The organism is Listeria cornellensis FSL F6-0969, from assembly GCF_000525855.1.
Classification (GTDB): domain Bacteria; phylum Bacillota; class Bacilli; order Lactobacillales; family Listeriaceae; genus Listeria_A; species Listeria_A cornellensis.
In genome coordinates this window covers 76,261-96,656 of the sequence record NZ_AODE01000023.1, presented here as the reverse complement: position 1 = coordinate 96,656, position 20,396 = coordinate 76,261, and the positions used below count along the sequence as shown (strand labels likewise).

At 41.5% G+C, this 20,396-nt stretch carries 26 protein-coding genes and 1 pseudogene; 5 read left to right on the top strand and 22 right to left on the bottom strand.

Annotated features, from left to right (window positions below; translation table 11 throughout):
- The 14 genes and pseudogenes from PCORN_RS11085 to PCORN_RS20875 all read right to left on the bottom strand — a co-directional run.
- Nucleotides 1–998 (bottom strand): immunoglobulin-like domain-containing protein (locus tag PCORN_RS11085; protein ID WP_036080431.1); only part of this gene is annotated, 998 nt, incomplete at its 3' end.
- 86 nt (nt 999–1,084) lie between these two features.
- The gene (locus tag PCORN_RS11080) at nt 1,085–1,504 is read right to left on the bottom strand and encodes a hypothetical protein (protein WP_036080429.1); all 420 of its coding nucleotides are present in this window, start codon (nt 1,502–1,504) and stop codon (nt 1,085–1,087) included.
- A gap of 169 nt (nt 1,505–1,673) precedes the next feature.
- A complete protein-coding gene (locus tag PCORN_RS11075) occupies nt 1,674–2,657 on the bottom strand; it encodes an immunoglobulin-like domain-containing protein (RefSeq protein ID WP_036080426.1) in 984 nt (327 codons plus the stop codon).
- Between the two features lie 43 nt (nt 2,658–2,700).
- Entirely contained in the window at nt 2,701–3,246 is a 546-nt protein-coding gene (locus PCORN_RS11070) for a hypothetical protein (protein ID WP_149024325.1), read from the bottom strand.
- A gap of 396 nt (nt 3,247–3,642) precedes the next feature.
- Nucleotides 3,643–4,410, bottom strand: coding sequence for a DeoR/GlpR family DNA-binding transcription regulator (locus tag PCORN_RS11065; protein WP_036080421.1), 768 nt, complete (start codon nt 4,408–4,410; stop codon nt 3,643–3,645).
- 162 nt (nt 4,411–4,572) lie between these two features.
- Nucleotides 4,573–6,576 carry a transketolase gene (tkt, locus tag PCORN_RS11060; RefSeq protein WP_036080419.1) on the bottom strand — a complete coding sequence of 668 codons (2,004 nt, stop codon included), beginning with the start codon at nt 6,574–6,576 and terminating at the stop codon, nt 4,573–4,575.
- An 82-nt stretch (nt 6,577–6,658) separates the two neighbouring features.
- Nucleotides 6,659–7,346: pseudogene (locus PCORN_RS11055) on the bottom strand (GolD/DthD family dehydrogenase); the annotation flags it as partial.
- 24 nt (nt 7,347–7,370) lie between these two features.
- Nucleotides 7,371–8,018 carry a dihydroxyacetone kinase subunit DhaL gene (dhaL, locus tag PCORN_RS11050; RefSeq protein ID WP_036080416.1) on the bottom strand — a complete coding sequence of 216 codons (648 nt, stop codon included), beginning with the start codon at nt 8,016–8,018 and terminating at the stop codon, nt 7,371–7,373.
- Nucleotides 8,019–8,027: 9 nt separating this feature from the next.
- Complete coding sequence (locus PCORN_RS11045; RefSeq protein WP_036080414.1) at nt 8,028–9,026, bottom strand: dihydroxyacetone kinase subunit DhaK; 999 nt, start codon at nt 9,024–9,026, stop codon at nt 8,028–8,030.
- Entirely contained in the window at nt 9,023–9,490 is a 468-nt protein-coding gene (gene rpiB / locus PCORN_RS11040) for a ribose 5-phosphate isomerase B (protein ID WP_036080411.1), read from the bottom strand. The genes PCORN_RS11045 and rpiB overlap by 4 nt, the downstream gene beginning before the upstream one ends.
- Nucleotides 9,491–9,510: 20 nt before the next feature.
- Nucleotides 9,511–10,758, bottom strand: a complete 1,248-nt coding sequence (locus PCORN_RS11035) for an MFS transporter (RefSeq protein ID WP_036080408.1) — start codon at nt 10,756–10,758, stop codon at nt 9,511–9,513.
- Nucleotides 10,759–10,776: 18 nt separating this feature from the next.
- Nucleotides 10,777–11,889, bottom strand: coding sequence for an MDR/zinc-dependent alcohol dehydrogenase-like family protein (locus PCORN_RS11030; RefSeq protein ID WP_036080405.1), 1,113 nt, complete (start codon nt 11,887–11,889; stop codon nt 10,777–10,779).
- Between the two features lie 208 nt (nt 11,890–12,097).
- Nucleotides 12,098–12,532, bottom strand: a complete 435-nt coding sequence (locus PCORN_RS11025) for a hypothetical protein (protein WP_036080402.1) — start codon at nt 12,530–12,532, stop codon at nt 12,098–12,100.
- A gap of 31 nt (nt 12,533–12,563) precedes the next feature.
- Entirely contained in the window at nt 12,564–12,692 is a 129-nt protein-coding gene (locus tag PCORN_RS20875; protein WP_277620192.1) for a hypothetical protein, read from the bottom strand.
- Between the two features lie 449 nt (nt 12,693–13,141).
- On the opposite strand from PCORN_RS20875, the gene PCORN_RS11020 reads away from it, so the two are divergent.
- Together PCORN_RS11020 and PCORN_RS11015 are read left to right on the top strand one after the other, a co-directional pair.
- Entirely contained in the window at nt 13,142–13,459 is a 318-nt protein-coding gene (locus tag PCORN_RS11020) for a helix-turn-helix domain-containing protein (RefSeq protein ID WP_036080399.1), read from the top strand.
- Nucleotides 13,398–14,015, top strand: coding sequence for an Rgg family transcriptional regulator (locus tag PCORN_RS11015; RefSeq protein ID WP_159102573.1), 618 nt, complete (start codon nt 13,398–13,400; stop codon nt 14,013–14,015). Before PCORN_RS11020 ends, PCORN_RS11015 begins: the two co-directional genes overlap by 62 nt.
- A 172-nt stretch (nt 14,016–14,187) precedes the next feature.
- Here PCORN_RS11015 and PCORN_RS11010 read toward each other — a convergent pair whose 3' ends face one another.
- The 8 genes from PCORN_RS11010 to PCORN_RS10975 all read right to left on the bottom strand — a co-directional run bounded on the left by PCORN_RS11010 (nt 14,188) and on the right by PCORN_RS10975 (nt 19,059).
- Nucleotides 14,188–14,391, bottom strand: a complete 204-nt coding sequence (locus tag PCORN_RS11010; RefSeq protein ID WP_036080394.1) for a hypothetical protein — start codon at nt 14,389–14,391, stop codon at nt 14,188–14,190.
- A gap of 753 nt (nt 14,392–15,144) precedes the next feature.
- On the bottom strand, nt 15,145–15,579 hold the full coding sequence (locus PCORN_RS11005; RefSeq protein ID WP_036080391.1) for an SMI1/KNR4 family protein: 435 nt from the start codon (nt 15,577–15,579) through the stop codon (nt 15,145–15,147).
- Nucleotides 15,579–16,121 carry an HNH endonuclease gene (locus PCORN_RS11000; RefSeq protein WP_149024324.1) on the bottom strand — a complete coding sequence of 181 codons (543 nt, stop codon included), beginning with the start codon at nt 16,119–16,121 and terminating at the stop codon, nt 15,579–15,581. Before PCORN_RS11000 ends, PCORN_RS11005 begins: the two co-directional genes overlap by 1 nt.
- 121 nt (nt 16,122–16,242) lie before the next feature.
- The gene (locus PCORN_RS10995) at nt 16,243–16,857 is read right to left on the bottom strand and encodes a T7SS effector LXG polymorphic toxin (protein WP_036080385.1); all 615 of its coding nucleotides are present in this window, start codon (nt 16,855–16,857) and stop codon (nt 16,243–16,245) included.
- Nucleotides 16,844–17,146, bottom strand: coding sequence for a hypothetical protein (locus PCORN_RS10990; protein WP_036080383.1), 303 nt, complete (start codon nt 17,144–17,146; stop codon nt 16,844–16,846). The genes PCORN_RS10995 and PCORN_RS10990 overlap by 14 nt, the downstream gene beginning before the upstream one ends.
- Nucleotides 17,147–17,173: 27 nt before the next feature.
- A complete protein-coding gene (locus PCORN_RS10985) occupies nt 17,174–17,461 on the bottom strand; it encodes a TIGR04197 family type VII secretion effector (RefSeq protein WP_036080380.1) in 288 nt (95 codons plus the stop codon).
- A gap of 433 nt (nt 17,462–17,894) precedes the next feature.
- On the bottom strand, nt 17,895–18,572 hold the full coding sequence (locus PCORN_RS10980; protein WP_036080377.1) for a hypothetical protein: 678 nt from the start codon (nt 18,570–18,572) through the stop codon (nt 17,895–17,897).
- A 52-nt stretch (nt 18,573–18,624) separates the two neighbouring features.
- On the bottom strand, nt 18,625–19,059 hold the full coding sequence (locus tag PCORN_RS10975) for a hypothetical protein (protein ID WP_036080375.1): 435 nt from the start codon (nt 19,057–19,059) through the stop codon (nt 18,625–18,627).
- Between the two features lie 138 nt (nt 19,060–19,197).
- On the opposite strand from PCORN_RS10975, the gene PCORN_RS17405 reads away from it, so the two are divergent.
- Genes PCORN_RS17405 through PCORN_RS10965 form a run of 3 tightly spaced genes read left to right on the top strand, consistent with a single transcriptional unit; the run spans nt 19,198 to nt 20,304 of the window.
- Complete coding sequence (locus PCORN_RS17405) at nt 19,198–19,656, top strand: transposase (RefSeq protein ID WP_051999404.1); 459 nt, start codon at nt 19,198–19,200, stop codon at nt 19,654–19,656.
- Complete coding sequence (locus tag PCORN_RS21320) at nt 19,574–19,852, top strand: IS3 family transposase (protein WP_149024322.1); 279 nt, start codon at nt 19,574–19,576, stop codon at nt 19,850–19,852. Before PCORN_RS17405 ends, PCORN_RS21320 begins: the two co-directional genes overlap by 83 nt.
- Complete coding sequence (locus PCORN_RS10965; RefSeq protein WP_051999403.1) at nt 19,849–20,304, top strand: DDE-type integrase/transposase/recombinase; 456 nt, start codon at nt 19,849–19,851, stop codon at nt 20,302–20,304. The genes PCORN_RS21320 and PCORN_RS10965 overlap by 4 nt, the downstream gene beginning before the upstream one ends.
- Nucleotides 20,305–20,396 lie beyond the last annotated feature (92 nt).

Here is a 20,396-nt window from a genome sequence, read left to right as displayed (position 1 = left end):
TGAAAGGTCAATTTACATTGACCTTTCACATAACCATCTTTACCAAGTAGGAACGGATTGACTGTCACATCACCGTTTGTCGTGCCCGTCGATGCAAACGTCACTTCTTTACTGCTAACTGCTTCGCCCGCTGCGTTAAAGGCTACCAATTCTACAACATCTGTCGTCTTCGTGATATTTGGCTTTGCGTAGTATTTGATAGTGCCACCTGTTACGTTGATGCGCTGTAATGGCGCTTTATTAACTTGTAATTCTACTTTGACGATGTCACCTGTAAATGTACCTGTGATATAGCTGTCTTTACCGAGTTGGAATGGCGTTATGGAACTGATAGCTCCCGTTGGTACTAGTGCTGGCGCATCTTTTGTCACTGTGACTGTTTTCGTGACAAGTAATTTGCCGTTGCCATCATAGGCTTTTAATATCACGATGTCTGTTTGGCTGCGAATCACGTTGTTTGCGTAGTACTTAAAGTCTGGTGCGGTAACATTGATTTTGCTTCCTTCTGCGTTATTGTTGACTGTTAAACTAATCTTCGCGATGTCCCCAGAAAATTGGCCTGTTACGTAGTTGTCTTTACCGAGTTTGAATGGCGCTACAGTTATGTCGAAATTCACTGGTGGCTTTGACGCATTCAATAGATTTTGGGCTTTGTCTAGATCTTTTTGCATGTTTGCTTTTACGGTGGAATCTACTAATTGGTTTACCAAATTTTTGGCCGCATCAATTGCACTTTGTGTTAAATTAGACTTAACAGCACCACTTGTTGGTGTATCGTTATTGAATAATCCATTAACAGCTTTGCGAGCCGCTTCATTCTGTTGTCTTAATTGTACATTAGTATTCGTATCAAATTGTTGATGCGCTTCATTTAAAAGATTCATCAAGCGGATTTTTTCTCCAGAATCTCCAACATTCAGTGCCGCATTTTCTGCTGCATCTACGTCGGCTTGTGTGATTCCTTGCGCGATTGTGACAAACATTGTATTTTGATACAAGTTATAAACTTTTTGACCAAAGTCTTGAAGTCCGTTTTCAAAGTCACCTACAAAATCGGCAGCGGTTAAAGCTGCATCATTTTGCTCTAATATTTTCCCATCTGGTAGATTACATTGATACTAATGCGTGTATTTTTATTGTATTTTTGATTGAGTACATCTACATACATTTTTTCAGATGCACCAGCAGCAGTAGTGGAGTATTGCGTGTGAATTGTTCCATCTGGAAGCTTCACTTGCAAGCCATATCCTTTAGCTATTTTAGTCATATCAATTTCTAGGTATACATCATAAAACTCAATTAATGGTAAATATGCAGAGACATTAGTTTTTGAAAAGTTTTTAGATGCTGGTTGTTCCGTTGGCGCAGTATAAATTGGCGCTGTTGCTAATACAGCTGCTTTTACCGTTGTTTCGAAAAGTACGTTAAATGGTGTAACAATACTTGTTCCTAAAATGGATGCTACCGTTAATACGCTAACTATTCTTCTCATTTTATTCTTCATTTTGTTCATAACCTCTTTCATTTCCTTTTGTAGTAATATTTACTACAACACATGAATAATATTGGATAGATGTTCATGTGTTGTTTGTTAATAAAGAAATATCGACCTACAGCTTATTTCTCTATTATGATAGAAAAATTGCTGTAGATCGATGTTTTTCATCAGGAGTTTATAATACTGGTACACTCACCGTTTTAATCTCGCCACCAAGTGCATTGTACGCAGTCAAGGTGACCTCATCTGTCCGATTCTTAATCAATGTTTTAGCGTAGTATTGGAAGTCTGGTCCTATTGTTGGAACACTAATTGTTGACCCCTTCGCTTGCTTCACCGTTAAGCTGATTTTTGCTACGTCACCTGTAAATTGACCTTTCACATAACCATCTTTACCAAGTAGGAACGGATTGACTGTCACATCACCGTTTGTCGTGCCCGTCGATGCAAACGTCACTTCTTTACTGCTAACTGCTTCGCCCGCTGCGTTAAAGGCTACCAATACAACGGGATCAGTCGTCGTCTTGATATTTGGTTTTGCGTAGTATTTGATGGTGCCATCTGTTACGTTGATGCGCTGTAATGGTACTTCATTAATTTGTAATTCTACTTTGACGATGTCACCTGTAAATGTACCTGTGATATAGCTGTCTTTACCGAGTTGGAATGGCGTTAAGGAACTGATAGACCCCTTTAGCACTGGCGTGTCTTTTGTCACTGTGACTGTTTTCGTGACAAGTAATTTGCCGTTGCCATCATAGGCCTTTAATATCACGATGTCTGTTTGATTGTGAATCACGTTGTTTGCGTAGTACTTAAAGTCTGGTGCGGTAACATTGATTTTGCTTCCTTCTGCGTTGTTGTTGACTGTTAAACTAATCTTCGCGATGTCCCCAGAAAATTGGCCTGTTACGTAGTTGTCTTTACCGAGTTTGAATGGCGCTACAGTTATGTCGAAATTCACTGGTGGCTTTGACGCATTCAATAGATTTTGGGCTTTGTCTAGATCTAATTGCAAACCTGCCTTTACGGCTGGAGTTTGAACGACATTAATCATATTTTGGGCAAAATCAATTGTTTTTTGAGCAGTCGTTGGTTTCAATGTATTTGTGCTTGATTTATCGTCTTGGAACAAGGCCGATACTGCATTCGCTGCCATGGTTTTTGCTAATGCTTCATTTGCTCCTGGTGCAAGCGGTTTTTCATTGTTGCTGACTCTTACTGTTTTTTCGGGCTACTTCTGCTGTACCATTGTATCCTGCTACCTCTACTTTTGAGCCTTGTGTGATGAAATCATTTGTGGGAATGCTGTAGCTTCCGTCCGCATTCAGTGTCCCATTTGCCTTCACAGCACCATCTATAAGTAGGCGCACACTTGTAATGCCTTGACCCATTATTCCTGTAATAGCTGTTGATGTTATATCTGCGTCATCCGCAAATAGGCTATAGTCTAGTGGTGTATTCCTTACTTTCAATAAACCTTCCGCCTGCACGATAGCTGCTTGCATGTTCGCTCTCACTGCTTCGGTAACCCCCACCGCTGCCTCTACTAATTGTTGCGCAGAATCAATTGCCTGCTGATCAGTTGTCAGTTTAAGGACATTGGTGCTTGGGTTATTGTTTGCGAAAAGCGCTAATACTGCATCTGTTGCCATTTTAGAGTTTACAGATGCCGCTTTTACTGGTGTTTCAAAAAGGACATTAGATGGTATTACAACACTTGTTCCTATAATAGATGTTACTGTCAATACGCTGATTATTTTTTTTCATTTTGTCATTCATTTGATTATAGCCTCTTTCATTTCTCGGAATAGTAATTACTGCGAAAAACTGATGACCTTGAATGGATTCGTGTGTTGTTTATCAATTTTGCATTTCCATTGCTTTTTCATCATTATTTTTCGAAAAATTAATTACTTAGTTATCCTATCACAGTAAGAAAAATTATGATAGGTGATTTGGTTATTTGTCACTAAAGATTCATATTTTTGGCAGACTTCTTAATCTATCATACAAATATGAGCGAAGTGTGACAATGAAAATGCGGTCAAAACTCATACGTAAAAGAACACTGCACACCTATCACCAGTATACAAAACAGGTAGTGAATTCGATCACATAAAGGTGCATGGAGCTAGCTATTGCTAGTTCGCGATATCGATGGGAACTTTTGTAGCACTAAAATATGCCGCCAAGTCTGGTGATAGAGCTTGGTCTGTTACTAATAATTCGATGTCTTCGATCTTTGCAAATGTGGCGATGGAACTTTTATCGATTTTGCTATTATCCACAAGTGCGATTGTTTTTCGGGCGGTGGCAACCATTTCGCGTTTGAGTTCGACTTCATATAGGCTAAAATCGGTCAGGCCATCCGAGGCGTTCAGTGCGTACGCGGACGTGAATAGAATGTCAACGTTTACTTTCTTCAACAATTCGTGTCCGATCAGACCTTCAATCGAATTCGAACCACTGCGGACAATGCCGCCGATGATGATCACTGTCAAATTCGGATTTTCTTTTAGCATCGTGGCTGTCGTTAAACCGCTCGTCACGATGGTTAGGCGTTTCGTCGATTCTTTAATGAATTTCGCGAGTTCAAAACAAGTCGTGCTGGCATCGAGTATGATGCATTGGTCGTCTTCGATATATTCAAAAGCTGCAGCTGCAATGCGCTGTTTCTCAGAGCGGTGTTTCTTTTCGCGGACGGCGTATTTTTTGTCGATGTCGTCTTTTTCTTTCATCATGGCGCCACCGTGTGTTCGTGTGAGTAATCCTTGCTTTTCCATGCTATTTAAATCGGCCCGAACGGTTGCTGCGGAGACGTTTAATTTCTCGCTCAGCTCGTTGACGGACACTGTTTTTTGTTCTTGCACCCTATGTAAAATCTCACTTCGACGTTGATTTGCGAACATGGATTTTCACCTACTTTTCATATAATGGTGTAATTCATCGTTTTCTTCTATTTACTTTCAATAAATCACACTTTTATTTTACCACATGCCTACCAATAATTGTAGTATCTGACAAATAAAAGAGAGTCTAAGCAAGCATGCGCCGCGCTCAGACTCTCTTGCTTAATTCTTTTGTAGTGTCGCCAAAATTTGATCTGTTATTTTTTCAGCGGAGAAGCCAAAATCTTCGGCAAGTTCTGCGCCTGGTCCTGATTTTCCGAATGTATCAATCGCGATGATGTTGCCTTTGTCACCGACGTATTTGTGCCAGCCTTGGGATGAGGCCATCTCGATTGCTATCCGGTGTGTGATTTCGCTTGGGAGTATGGCCTCTTGGTAGTCTGCGGATTGGCGTTCAAATAGTTCCCAACTCGGCATACTGATGACGCGGGCACCGATTTGTTCTGTCGCCAAGCGTTCGCGGACTTCCATTGCTAGGGAAACTTCTGAACCGGTTGCGATTAGGAGCATGTCTGTTGTTGTAGTCGGTGATTCGGCTAGGATGTATGCGCCTTTTTCGACGTCTGTTTCCGCTTTCGTGTCTGTGGTTGGCAGGATTGGCAGCGCTTGACGGCTGAGTACGAGCATGACTGGGTTTTCTTGTTGTGTTAGCGCATATTTGTAGCTGGCAACCGTTTCATTCGCATCAGCTGGTCTTAAAACGACGAGGTTTGGCATCGCTCGGAATGAGGCGAGGTGCTCGATTGGCTCGTGTGTTGGGCCGTCTTCTCCAACCATGATCGAATCGTGCGTCATCACGTATGTTACTGGAAGATTCATGAGAGCTGCCGACCGAATCGCGCTCCTTAAGTAGTCTGAGAATACGAAAAAAGTAGCGCCATATGGCTTGATTCCACCGTGCAAAGCCATTCCATTCAAAATACCACCCATCGCAAATTCGCGGACGCCAAACCAGATATTTTTGCCTTCGTAGTGGTTAGCGAGGAAGTCATCGCTGTTGTTGAGCATCGTTTTGTTAGAAGATGACAAATCTGCCGAACCGCCAAATAGGCTTGGTAATTGGTGTGCTAGCTCGTTTAAAAGCGTACCGGAAACGTCTCTTGTCGCCACCGGGGCATCGTTTGTCGTGTATGTCGGTAAAACAAGTGCTTGATCCGCGGTTTCTTGATTGTCGATAAGGCGTTGCAGTTTTTCCGCTTCTTCTGGGTAATCGTTTCTGTATTTATTGAACGCTTGGAGCCACTTCGATTCGCGATGATTTCCTTTAGATAAATAGTAGTCTTTTTGATAGCCGACTGTTTTTGGTAGCTCAAATGGTTCTAGTTCCCAGCCGTAGTTTTTCTTGATTTGGGCGATTTCTGCTTTGCCAAGTGGTGCGCCATGTGCTGCGGCTGTGCCTGCTTTGCTTGGACTTCCATCGCCAATTATCGTTTTAATCTCGATCAAAGTCGGTTTGTTGGTCTCGGCTTTCGCTAGGAAAATGGCGCTGTTGATGGCCTCGACATCATTTCCATCGGGAACCCGCAAGGTTTGCCAGCCTGCTGAGCGAAAACGCAAATCGATGTCTTCGGAAAAACTCTGCGCAAGATTGCCGTCTAGGGAAATATCGTTGGAATCGTAGAGCACGATGAGTTTTCCGAGTTGCAGATGGCCGGCGAGTGAGCTTGCTTCATAGGATATGCCCTCCATCAAGCAACCGTCGCCACACAAGACGTACGTGTGGTGATCGATGACGTCGTGGGATTCCTTATTGAACATCGCGGCAAGATGGGCTTCTGACATCGCCATTCCGACGCCCATCGCGATGCCTTGACCGAGTGGACCAGTTGTTGCGTCGACGCCTGGCGTGTGGCCGAATTCCGGATGACCTGGCGTTGCACTGTCTTTTTGCCGAAAATTGCGCAGGTCTTCTTTGCTAACATCGTAGCCAAAAACGTGAAGCAGACTATAAAGTAGCGCGGAGCCGTGACCGGCAGACAAAATGAAGCGGTCGCGGTTGAACCAGTTCGGATGCGCCGGATTAAATTTTAAATGATTTTTCCATAAGGTGAAAGCCATTGGTGCCGCGCCCATCGGTAGCCCTGGATGTCCTGAGTTCGCCTGTTCGACCATGTCCATCGATAGTACGCGTAACGTTTTTATCATTTGTTGATCCATGAGTGACATATGCGTCCTCCTTTTATTGAATGGTGTAGCCGCCGTCGATCACTAGATTTTCACCGGTGATTAAATTCGCGGCGTCGCTTGCTAAAAATAATGCCGAGGCTGCGACTTCTTCTGGATAGCCAAAACGGCCAATCGGAATCTGTTTTTTCATCGCTTCGCCGACTTCTCCGGCCCATGCTTTTTTTTCCGAGTTCTGTCAGGATAACGGTCGGCGAAATGGCGTTTACATTGATTTTATGAGGCGCCCATTCCATCGCTAAAACTTGCGTCATTGAGACAATCGCGGCCTTACTCGCGCAGTACGCTACATGTTTATCGAGCGCGACGACCGAGGCTTGAGAGGCAATGTTGACGATTTTCCCACCACGGCCTTGTTTGATCATTACATTTCCAGCTGCTTGCGCAATGAGGAAAGATGCTTTTAGATTCAGCTCCATCGTCTTGTCCCAGTAAGATTCGGGAAGGTCCGCTGCTTTTTCGAGAAGGGCTATGCCTGCTGAGTTCACTACGATATCGACACTACCGAATTGCTCTAAAACGGTTGCCATCACGCGTTCTACGGTTTCTTTTTTCGTAATGTCGGCTTGGATTCCGAGCGCTCGTGCACCGCCGATTTGTTGCGCGATTTCGGCTACGTCCTCCTTAATATCGACGAGCACGACCCGCGCACCTTTTTCGAAGAACAGTTCCACGATCGCCCGCCCAATCCCACTTGCACCGCCAGTTACGATGGCTACTTTATCTGTTAACGCAAAATTTTTATCAAACATTTTCGTCACTCCTCGTTTTGATTTTTACTCTAGTACGCTTTCTGGCAAACTCACGAGAAAATCCGTCAAAATCAGATAGGCCGATGTTGCCCCTGGATCTTGATTGCCGAGGGAACGATCGCCAAGTCTGCTGGAACGACCGCGTTTAGATAGCAAATCGATGGTTGAAATCATGCCTGCTTCTGCAGCAACCATCGCCACACGAAACGCTTCTTCAAAATTACCCGACTCGGAAAATGCGTGTTCCAGTGCGATTCGCGCTGGTTCCAACGTGTCAATCATCGTTTTATCGCCAACTTCGGCCTGACCGCGTTCTTTCACGCCGCCCATAAATGCCAGCCAAAAAACCGTCAAATCCGCGTCGCTAAGCACTTCTTTGCCCTTAATCACCTTCGCTCCACGCAAGAATCCCGTCGCATAAAGCGGGCCAACCGAAGAGCCGACTGCTTCTAAGAACGTTTTTCCTGCCAGAACCGCCAATTTGGAACAATCTAATTCGTCCTGTTGCGCCAGTTCTTTCTTGATTGCCTGCCAACCAATCGACATCGTCACACCATGATCCCCGTCGCCTAATTTTCGATCGAGTTCGCACAAATAATCTTTTTCCCGTTCCATCGTTTCCGTCACGTTATTTAAAAAATCGCGAAAATTCGCCGCATTATACATACTCATCACGCCTCCTTATTTCTGCACATACATCGGACAATCAGCTGGGTAGTCGATACATTCCTTTAGCTCCGCGTCTAGTTTTATCAGCGTCACCGAACTGCCACCCATCTCAAGCGACGTGCTGTAATCCCCAATAAATGACCGGTAAATCTGAATACCATGCTCGCTTAAAAGTTGCTCCACACGCCGGAACATAATCAGCAGTTCCATTCGCGTTGTTGAGCCCAACCCATTGATTAGCACTGCAACCTCTTCTCCCGTCCCAATCGGCATATCTTCCAAAATCGCCGTAACCAGACGATCTACCACTTTGTCCGCTGTCTCCAATTTACCTTTTTCGATGCCGGGTTCGCCGTGATGGCCCAATCCGATTTCCATTTCATCCTCTGCCAGCGTAAAACTCGGCTTCCCAGTTTGCGGTAACGAACACGGTGACAAGCCTACGCCCATTGTCCGCGTCACGTCATTCGCACGGTTCGCAAGCCGCGTCACACCCGCCAAATCATGGCCCAGCGCCGATGCCACACTCGCCACTTTTGTCACGAAAAATTCACCCGCGATACCGCGTCGCTTTGCCATCTCCGTTTTAGGAGCCGAAGCAACGTCATCCGTCACAACAACAGACGTCACCTCAATATCGTGCTCCAAATCTGCCATTTCCGCGGCCATCCCGAAGTTCATAATATCCCCAGCATAGTTCCCGTAAACGTACACCACGCCCTTGCCTCGATCAATCGCTTCCGTCACGGCCACAATCGGACCCGGCGGCGGCGATGCAAAAATGTTCCCGACCGCCACACCGTCCGCCATTCCCGCGCCAACGTAACCCATGAAAGCCGGCTCATGTCCCGAACCGCCGCCAATCAAAACGCCAACCTTATCCGCATCAAGCGTCTGACGCACTAGCGCACGCGGATTTCCCAGCTGCTTCACATATTGTGGAAACGCCTTCACGTAGCCATCAATCATTTCCTCCACCACATGATCCGCATCATTGATTAACTTCTTCATCCTTCCACACTCCCCGTCTTCAAATAGACTCTCTCCTGATCTGAAATTTGATCAATTTTCCGTTTCGATTGGCCGCCAGCAAACGCTACATCCAGATACGCGTCCACAATTTTCTTCGCCAGTTCCAGCCCGATTACTTTTGCGCCGAGCGTTATAATTTGCGCGTCATTGCTCAGCTGGGCACGCTCCGCCGAATACACATCGTGGCACTGCGCCGAACGAATGCCCGGCACCTTATTCGCCGCAATCGACATCCCGATTCCCGTCCCGCAAACCAAGATGCCACGCTCGACCGTACCCGCCTGAATCGCCGTTCCCACTTGAAACGCGATATCCGGATAATCCACCTCATCCTCCGAGAAACAGCCGAAATCAACGACCTCATTCCCCGAATCCTCGATGTACCGCCGCAACGCTTCCTTCATTCCAAACGCATTATGATCCGCACCAATTCCAATTCTCATTTTCCAACACTCCAATGCATTTAATCCACCGAACCAGCCGGCACCACCAAATCCTGATTTTTCGGCAAGGTCACGAATTTCATCAAAAAGGCGCTAAAAACGTAAAGTCCCGCGAACACCCAGATGACCCCAACCGTACCAAGACTTCCAATAAAAATTCCCACGACAGCTGGCCCTAAAAATGTACTCAGCCCTGCGCCTAAATTCAAAATCGACATCGCCGCACCCTTATTTTCAGGAGCAAGCGTTGGCATAATCGCCGAAAGTGGCACGTAAGCCGCCAAGCAAGCGCCGAAGCAACCCGCAATCAGCATCGTCAGCAAGAAGTTCGCACCAGACCAAAGCGGCACGTAATAAAACAGCACCGTAAACGTCGCGCAACCCATTCCGCCGAACCACATCACCGTATTCCGCCAACCAAGCCGATCACTAATCACACCAAACAATAAGTTGAAAATAATATTTACCGACCAAAGGCACGCATAGATTTGTAACCATTCCCCACGCGTAAAGCCGATTTCCATGAAGAACAACGGCATAAACACCGTGAAACCATACGCCGCCGATGTATTAATCGTCCGAACAATACCGCCCATCCCGATTTTCGGTTTTTCAAAAGCGATTGTGATTCCTTTCAATAAATAAGCCATCGTTGGCCGTTCGCCAGTACCTTTTTTCGCTACTTTTTCACGGTTTAAGAAAATCGCAATCATCGCGCCGACAACAACGAAGACTAGCGCACTCCACAAGGTTTTCATTTCACCTAAGTACGGCAGCGCAATGCTTGAGTACAACGCGCCCAATACATTCAGCCCACCACTATAGCAAAACCAGAAAATTCCGACCGCTGAACCTAGTTTTTCCGTAGGTGCTTCATACGCTACCCAAACGAGGAACGAATAAGCAAAAAGCGGATAGCCGAACCCGCGCAGGGCATACGTCGGTATCATCACGAATAAATTATGACTCGGTAGCCCGACAGAAATAAAGAACACCGAACCGATAATGAAAATAATCACACCCGCCGTCATCACTCGCTGCGCCCCAAACATTTCCGACAAAACACCAGAAAGCCAAGCCGCAAGCGCCGCCGCAATCCCGTAAACACTAAACAATAATGCCGACTGTTGAATCGAAAGTCCGCCGCTGATCAAGAACGGCGACAACCAGCCCTGCTCTAAACCTTCACCCATCATGAAGACGACAAGTCCCGCGTACCCCATCATTAATTTTGGCGGCAAACCGATTCTGTTTGTTAAACTTTTCATGTCACGTTCCCCTTTCGATTATAGGTTTGGGTTCAATACGACCTTCAGCGACTCTGCACCACTTCTCACCAAATCAAAACCAGCCTTAAAATCCTCGAGCGGCAATGTATGCGTTACGACACCATCTGTCGGTAAATCCCCATTTTGAATGCCTTCGATCACAAGCGGATAACAATACGGCCCCAAATGCGAGCCCAGCACGTCCAGCTCCTTCCGATCACTAATAATGCTCCAATCCACCGTCACCGGCTCCTTAAACACCGAAAATTCCACAAAAGTTCCAAGCTTCCGAATCAGCGTCAGCCCTTGCTCCACCGACTTTTGCGCCCCGGTTGCCTCAATATAAATATCGCAACCATAGCCATCCGTCAAATCCTTAATAATCGTGATCACATCATCCTTCGCCGGATTCAGCACCATATCCGCACCAAATTTCTTCGCCAGCTCCAACCGATCCTCGAACAAATCCAGCACAATCAATTTCTGCGGACCTGACTTCTTAATCGCGCCAATCATGCCCAACCCCAGCGTCCCAGCCCCAGCCAACACCACGACATCACCCAATTTAATATTCGCACGCTGCACCGCATGGAACGAACAAGCATAAGGCTCAATCAAAATCGCTTTTTCAATCGGCAAATCATCCGGAACCAAATAATTTATCGCTTCTTTCGTAAATTTCATATATTCCGCCATGCCACCGTTTACATTCTTCTGGAACCCATATAAATCATGTTTTTCGCACATCCAATACTGACCACGCTTACAAAAACGACAATCCCAACACGGTACAATTTGCTCCGAAATAACACGATTACCGAGCTCAAACTGCGTCACTTGGTCCCCATAACCAACAACGTGTCCAATAAACTCATGACCTGGAATCATTGGTGCCTTTATGTATGCAGGTTGCTTCGCGTCGCCCCAAAAACTAGGAGCCCCATCAAAAGCCTTCAAATCCCCCGCACAAATTCCGCACGATTCCACCTTCACTAAAATTTCGTGGGGTCCAATCTCTGGAACAGCAACCTCCTCCAAACGATAATCACCCGGGGCATACGCAACAATAGCTTTCATTTTTTGAGGGATATCTTTGCCTAACACAACATGACCTGTTTTCTCTTGACACATAAGAACATCTCCTTCTTTTTTAGTAAAGCGCTTTCTTGATTACCTCCCCATTATATTTTTATTTACTCCCTTTGTCAATCATTTATTTTCATTTACTTTCGTTTATTATCGAATATAGAGCATTACGCTGAAAATAACGACAAAAAAAGCCAAAACAGTTATCGATTTTTAAGTCGATATCGTGTTTCAGCTTTCTAAGTTTCTATTTTTAAAGCACATTCATCAGCCAAATAATAAAGAAAACGAGGAAAAACGTCGAAGTTCCCCCAATAATTTTAGAATCCTTCCAAACCAGCTTACCATTTGGGCCCTGCTGCTGTTCCCGATACGTCTCCACATCCAAACTCGCCGTCCCATCCGTCACGATATTAACGACGATTGGCGCCTGATTCCGCGTATCTATTTTTTCACGCAACGGAAAACGATACTCCACACCCCAAATCGTGAAATTCAGCTCACACACCGTTGAATTCGAAACCGGAAGATAAATACTCCGCTTCTCCCCAACTCGGAAATCATTTCCCCGCCTGCACTGATTCCCACTTACTAAATATGTATCAAAAAGTGTGTGCCTTGTCTTATTTTCTATTTTTATTTCATGAGCAATCACCGGCCCAGTAAACAAATGCGTCAAATTAGACATGCCTTCCACCCTTTCAATAGTTTACCCTTTTTTATTCCCATAAGATTTGCCACCATGATGCGGACATCTCATATGGTACCGAACGAATAATCCCAACCAAGACATAACTTCCCGACATAGAACGATAGCCGTTGCGACCAAATTCCGCATGGCTCCCCACAAACTTCCCCGCATATGCTCATCCCTCATTGTTTTTAGAATCATTTATAACAAAAGGATTCAAAGCAAGTTCACTACATAACATAGAAAACTAACTGAACCCTCCTCACGAAACCCTATCACATTCATCTCAAAAATTAGTGATTTTGTCTTTATCTAACAAATAAGACCCAAATATATCATTTATATTTACTTAAGTGCTAGCCGAAGTAAGTCGTATGTTATATAATGGATTTAAGTCTTATTTTTCACTCAGTGATTACTTTGATTACCCTCTGAATAGGCTTTGCTACATTAGGCTACAATTATCCAGATTAAAGTCTCTACCATCTGCCCTCTCACTCCTCCGCTGTCTAACGCTGATACCATCATGATATAGCTAATCTGTATCATTTTGTTGTTTCTGTTCCTTATTTCCATCAAATAAACTATATGTTTGGAGGCGCTATCTTGAATTTTGGAGAAACCATTAAGAAAATTAGAAAAGATAAAAACTTTACGCAAAAAGAGCTATCCGAAGGGATTCTAACTCGCTCACATCTTTCCCAAATTGAGACAAATAATTATTATCCTTCTTATGATAAATTTTTTCTACTTCTAAACAGGCTGAACGTCGTCTTTGAAGAATTTTTATTTGTTCAAAATGATCAAAAAATGCTTTTCAATCAACAAATACGATCGGAAATTAGCGAAGCGGCAAATATGGATGACACAGAAAAACTTAAGAATCTGGCTGTTACAGCAAAAGATTTATACGAAAAAAACTGAAAATATCACATATTACCACTATATGTTGATTTGTAAAGCCTTAATATCATACAGCATTAGTCATGTGGTAAATGATGATATGATCCAATTTGTTACACCCATTAAAGAATATTTGTTTGGAATGGATAATTGGTATTTGTATGAACTAAAATTATTTAACAATATTATCTATGCATTGACGGTAGAAGAAGCCCTCTTATTTTCACGTACATCATTGAGACGGCTGGGCAACTTCCAATACTTCCTTGAATTTCAGCATATTGAGCAAAATATTTACACGAATTTATCCACACTATGTTTGGAACACGAAGATTTCCAAGCTGCCAAGAATTTTGCAGAGATAGCGATAGAAAAAGCAAAAAAATATACATTGGTTTATGAAAAGGTGTGTTCCGAGTTAAACCATGCCATTGCACGAATAAAGCTTGGCGAAGATGGAAACGCATACGAAGTCATTGAGAAAAATATGCTTATTCTTGAATACTTAGAGTTTGATAGTTTACATGGCCATTTTTCAGAGTTCTTGAAGAAATTTGAGATTGAAGTAGAAGTATAAAAGAAATAGAGCTTATTCGTAGTGCCGATTTTGACACATATGAATAAGCCCTATCTACTATTACTGAGGAATGTAAAGTAAACAATGAACCTAGGATTCATTATTTACAGAGTTTATTTTACACTCCCAAGAAAAATTCTCACCTTTTCAGTGTGCCCTTTCTTTAATTTAACTATTCTTCATTTTTTTTTGCTCTTCTCCTAGCACTTAACAACATCAAAATGTTATAAAATAATATTCCATAACTCGCCGTTTCTATAAAATCACCATTTACTATAAATTCTATTGAAATACCTACCACACCACTTACAATAGCTATTATCAAGACACTCCAATAAGGATGCTCATTATAAAAATCATTCCATTTTTTATACAATGCCTCACCTCCATTAGCCACTGTTTAGTGGTGTCTGAATCTATACCGTAAACTAACGAATATTCAGCTACTTTTCCTATCCCTTTTAGCGCTTACTATCAATCTAAGGTATCTTCCAACAATGATGGCTATAAAAAGAACAAGCAAATAAGTTCTACCGTTATATACAAGCTCACCAACCTCCGTGAAATAAGACGCTACTATTAGAACTAAAAACATCATACCGAAAACAACAAAAGCATCATCTACAATTTTTTTTCATGGCTATGACCTCCTAACTCGTAGTTGTTATTTCTTTATATTACCACATAATACTCTGATAGATAACCTTTCACACGCTCTAATATAACTTGCTCTATAGTATTTTTGAATGTGTTCTTTTTCATATATCAGATGTTCTTTGAAGCACTTGTCATCTTTAAGTTGATCTCTAGTCACAAAACTTACCTACTTCATTTTATAAAAATCAATTTAGCTCTATTCCTTATCATAAATATCTGAACCAATAAAATTTAACTTGTCGTTTTTGTAATTGAATCAATTTCATAACTCCGCTTTTGTTTCCACAGGAATAATCCCCCATTTTATCTCAGAATAGCGCAGGCATGGAGATTTGAAAACCTGATATTAGTTATTTTTCAGTATTTAAATATGAGGGCATGGGGAGGTAACCTTTTTTGATGTTCTGAAATTGGTTTAAGTGTTAGAAAATCATAACTTTTCATTCCTCATAATAACCCTTTCTCTTATTCATTAATCGATCAGACCCATATAATACATATCATTCTTCGCAACCTTCTCTAAAAAATCATTTAGAGTGTCTGCAATTTTAAACTCATCATAAAAAATTATTCCTGCCTTGCCATTAGATAAGCCGATGGATATCATGGCTGATTCATTTGCTTCAAAGAAAATTAGTTCATCCTCTAAATCATCATATACCTCAATATCTGGAAAGAATTCAAAATCATTTTGCTTTAACCGGAAATCTCGTATAGATAATGGGTCCATAAGTCTATTCACATTTTGCCTCGATCCTTTAATAAACCCATAGCCAATATTTGTGTACATATCGATTAATTCTTGGGGGAATATGATGTCTAAATCACCCTGTGCCGTATCAATATCTCTCGAATCTACTGAATAAAATTTGTTACTTGGATTTTCTATTAAAAAATTATACTTCATTATTTTTTCACTCCTTTAAATAATGCATTTCCTGGTGAACCAGCACCATGAATGCCTGCTTGGTGCTCATTAGGGAACTTTGCAGGGTGAATATTCCACCATTCATGTTCTCCTCCAAAATTATTTTCAATCAAATGATGAGCATCATATAATTCTCCTTTATTTCGAATAACTGATCCATTTTTTACGGATATAATATCATCTGAATAGGTTGGCCAAACTTGTCCCGTTTTTAACTCCCATTCATTAATCAGCGAATTTTTCACTTTATTGAAGGACCGTCTATGAACTTTGGTTTCGTCTGGGGTTAATTTATTATATTCTTTTGCTCTTAGTGCATTCTTAAGCATATCTACTTGATTATTTGCCAATTTACGCCCTGTTTGTTGCTCCACGTCTCGAACATAGCTTCTAATTAACCAAGTATTGATTGATCTTTTTATTACAATTGGTTCGCCATATTCTTTGATTCGCAAATCTGATTGGACCTTGTTGACAGTACTCTTAGGATAAACTCTCCCGCGACCTTTAATCGCAACCATTCCCGACGCTATCCCTGCAAGTACGGAAAAACTTTGCATACTCGTTAAATTATGCCCAGATATCGGATCATAGCCATCTAGAGCCCCTTTCATTCGTTCGGCATCAAAGTCTGCATTTTCATCACAATGCTTTCGTGTTGAATGTATGGCTTACTGTGTTAAAGGCTTTACTGCTCTGGATTTCTGCTAATCCTTGTTTTACTTGATATAGCTTTTTCAGCACATCATACATCACATTTTGATGGCTCGTGTCAAAATCTACATAGCGTTCAATAATCTGCATTTCATGTTGTAATTGCCCCATTGCTGTTTGCATGCCTAACTGCATCCCGATTTGTTGTCCTAATGAAGAACCACCCGCCATTGATTTCATTTTTACTAACAAGTCTTCATAGCGATTTTGGCATTTTCTTATCTCACCTTGTAGCTCTTGTAATTCATCGGAATCGATTCTAGCATTCATTGATGGATCAACCTGATTATGAAAATCCGTGGTATATTTTTTCAGAATTTCTTCGGCATCGGTCATACATGCTTTCGTAGTGTCTACAATGGGATAATGAACCATTTCGTAATAGTCTTTCGCGCTGTCTGCGATTTCGCCTTTGATTTCATTATCCGCTACAATTTTTGCAACTGCTTTTCGATAGTTTGTCAGGGCTTCCTTTAATTTCTGGGACTCTCTTAAAAAATGTTCCACAAAATAACGTACTTCACCAATATCAATGCGTGGCATCTGCTTTCGCCTCTTTCGCTCGTTCGACGTCGACTTTTGCTTGTTTATGTTCTGCTTGTAGTTGGTCATCTAAGTTATAGAGTTTCTTTTGCGTCATGCGTTGTTCTTGCGCTAAATCTAATGCAATAGCGCCTAGTTTGTTCTCTGAAAGGTTGCCTCGCCACGCATTCCCAATTCGCACGAGCAAATCTTCTTGTTGGCGTTTTAATTGCCTAAACTCGCGCTCTACTTCTTCTAACTCCCGTTGTTTCTCGATACTCTTTCTTACGGCATCCTCCTGCTGTTTCATCCCTTCTTTTCACTCCTCATGTCTTTTTTATTTGTCTAAATGAAGCGCTTTACTCCACATGTCTGCCATCGCCTTTTCTGAGGCGACAAATGCTTGCTCGACATTTTTCAAATTTTGCACATCCTTGTTAAAGGCTTCTGGCATGGCTTTGATCATGTGTGCGGCGTCCATACTGCTTTGCACCAGTTGACGCGCGGAACTCGTAGAATACGACATCGTAGGGCGCAAATCGAACGATATGTCATTGATGCTACTGCCGATTTCTTTGGCGTGCTCGGATAAACGCCCACTTGGTAATTGGATTTTCTTTGACATCACTTTACTTCCTTTCTTGGTGGATTTTCTGTTTAATAATTGGATTAAAATCTCATACATCTCCTTGATTATACCACTGATTTTATTGAAAATAAAAGAAGCATTAATCCAAGCAATTAACTTGCTAGATATAACGCTTCTTTATTTTTTAATTAGCAATGTTATTTTCATTAGTCCTGCCAAAATGCGTGTCTTCCAGACTTCAAGAATCTATCAACAAACTGCTCAAATCGTAAATTCAAATCTGTTTTATCGCCAGATTTCTAGAATTATCAATAGCATTAGCCACGTCAAACAATTCTAATCCCTCCGACTTTATAATCATGCCTTCCTCGTAACATTTGTTGCGACTTTCAAGATTTAATACAATTGAATTATGAGATTAGTATTTCTCTTATTCATATTACTATTTTGCATAGATATTTTGATACTATTAGTACGAACTCTTACCCCAAGGACCACCAGACATCAAGTATTTATTTTTGATTGTATATTTACTAATTCTTAGGTTGCCTTTCACTCCCCAAGCAGCACCAAATAGAGTAATAGTAACCCAGTTTCCCGCTTTGACGCTTTTTGGTTTTGCAAACATAGCGTAACCATGCGCGTTCGTTCCTCCAAAACCTGCGCCTCGAACTGGTTTTGAATCTAATTTTTTACCACTCATATACAAAGCTACTGTGCCAACAAAATCAAACGCGACACTAGTTGTAATTTTAACCCACCATTCTCCACCAGTTTTGCGCCATTCAAGTCTCGATGTTCCACCATTTCCTGTAGCTAAAGTTCTCAAAAGAGGGCGCGAATTTTCTAACTGCATCACTGCTTCATCGATTTCTGTAGCACCAATTTGTTCAGGTTCAATTGCTCCATCCTCAATTAATTTATCATAAAACTCCATTTCTTTTTGGGATTCTGCTAATGCTTTTTGGTAATCTTCATCAGACATGAGTTCGATGCCCAAATCCTCGTATTCTTTTTGTTGTTCTGGCGTTAATCCGTTTTCTTGTTGCTCTGACACTAAATTATTTTCATCCGCCTTAACTAAATTCATGGAAATTCCGCTAAATACTAAAATACTAACCATAAAACTTACTAAGATTTTCTTCATTCAAATTCCTCCCATTTTATAATACAGCCAAATCAAACATATTATGTTTAGTCTATTTTTTTATAATTATCTTTATTAAGTCTTCCCACCCTAACTTACAACTTTTTGGAGCATCGGAAAATAAAACATAAATAAACTTTTCCTCACATTCCTTAACAATTTTATCACTAAGGCTACTCTCTACCTCATGAATCATACCGTACTCCCCAGATTTCTCCCACCAACTTTCAAAGTCCTTTATTATTCCTGTTCTTTCGCTACCTAAAAGCCTCGTTGCTATTGAAGTTAAATCAGCACCTTGAACAGCAATGAACTGTTTAAAACCCTGATCATAGTGAAGTGAACTAATCAAAATCTCATCCCACAGTTTGACCACATTATCTTCAAATAACACTTTATCCCTATCACTCTCTGAATCCTTTAACATTTCATTTATGTAAACAATAAAATTTAATCCTGTATTGGCTACAACTAGTGTTTTTTTCATTTTTAATAACCTCCATTTCTATGTTTAAGAGCTCTCACATTATCAAATTTCACTATAACTCAAAATTGGGTGTAGAATAAAAGTTGGACAAAAGATGATAGAATAAAACATATCAAATACAACGGAGGAATTTGTTCAATGAAAAAAATAGGGGAATGGGATACCACATTTAAAGAAACGATTGTAGAACTCTACGAAGCAGGCACTTCCGTACAATCTTTATCCGAGGACTACGGCATTGCTAAATCAACTATATACACATGGATCAAAAGTCGCCAGGTAAAAGAAGTCATCGAGAATCGTCCAGAGTTGGCAACAGAGCATGTGGAATTACAAAAAGGAATTCAGCGATTAAAGGAGGAAAATGACATACTAAAAAAAGTGCATCAGCATCTTTACGGACAAACAGGGGAATTAAGTACCCAGAAGAAAGTAGCTTGGGTAGATCAACACTGGAAGAGGCATCCAATGAAGGCATTGTTAAAAAGGATAGGACTAGCAAAAGCAACCTATTATGAAATACAAGCAAAGAACCATGAGCGAACAGGAAAAAGCGCGGAAAGTAAGAGAAAATCGTATTACAGTACTTTTTTATGAAAATAACCAAATTTATAGTGCGCGAAAATTGCATCATTTACTACAACAAGAAGGAATTATAGCAAGTATAAGAACGATTTCTGCAGACATGAAACGATTACAACTACGTTGTTGTTATGTGAAAAAATGGCGCGAAAAACAAGCAAAGAGCACAGAAGAAACCCTTATGAATGAAATAAAGGCAGATCAGCCATGACCTATGTGTGGACGCTACAAGATAAATGGGTCTACGTGATTACATTTTTAGATGCATTCACACGAAAAGTCCTTCATTTTGGTGTAGGCAAACAAATGAATAGCGCTTTTGTCGATGGGCATACAAGGCAAGTATTAAAGAAATACCCAAGTATAGCATTACTTCATTCCGATCGAGGAAGCCAATATACAGCACATAGCTATCGAGATATATTAACGGAGCATCACGTAACCGCCTCCTATAGTAAAGCTGGTTATCCTTATGATAATGCGAAAATAGAATCGTATCATGCTAGCATCAAACGGGAAAAGTTGTATCGTCTTGATTTAAACGACATCAACGATGTGTATCAAGCTGTATTTAGCTATAATTATGGCTTTTACAACACCAAACGTATTCACCAATCTTTAGGTTATCTGACACCAAATGCTTTTGAAAAAATAGCAAACTAATTCTATTTTATTTTGTCCAAGATCTTGACATCACATCAATCTATCAATCATCCAATATTTCTCTTTATTTCATTGTACACTAATCTTGCTAC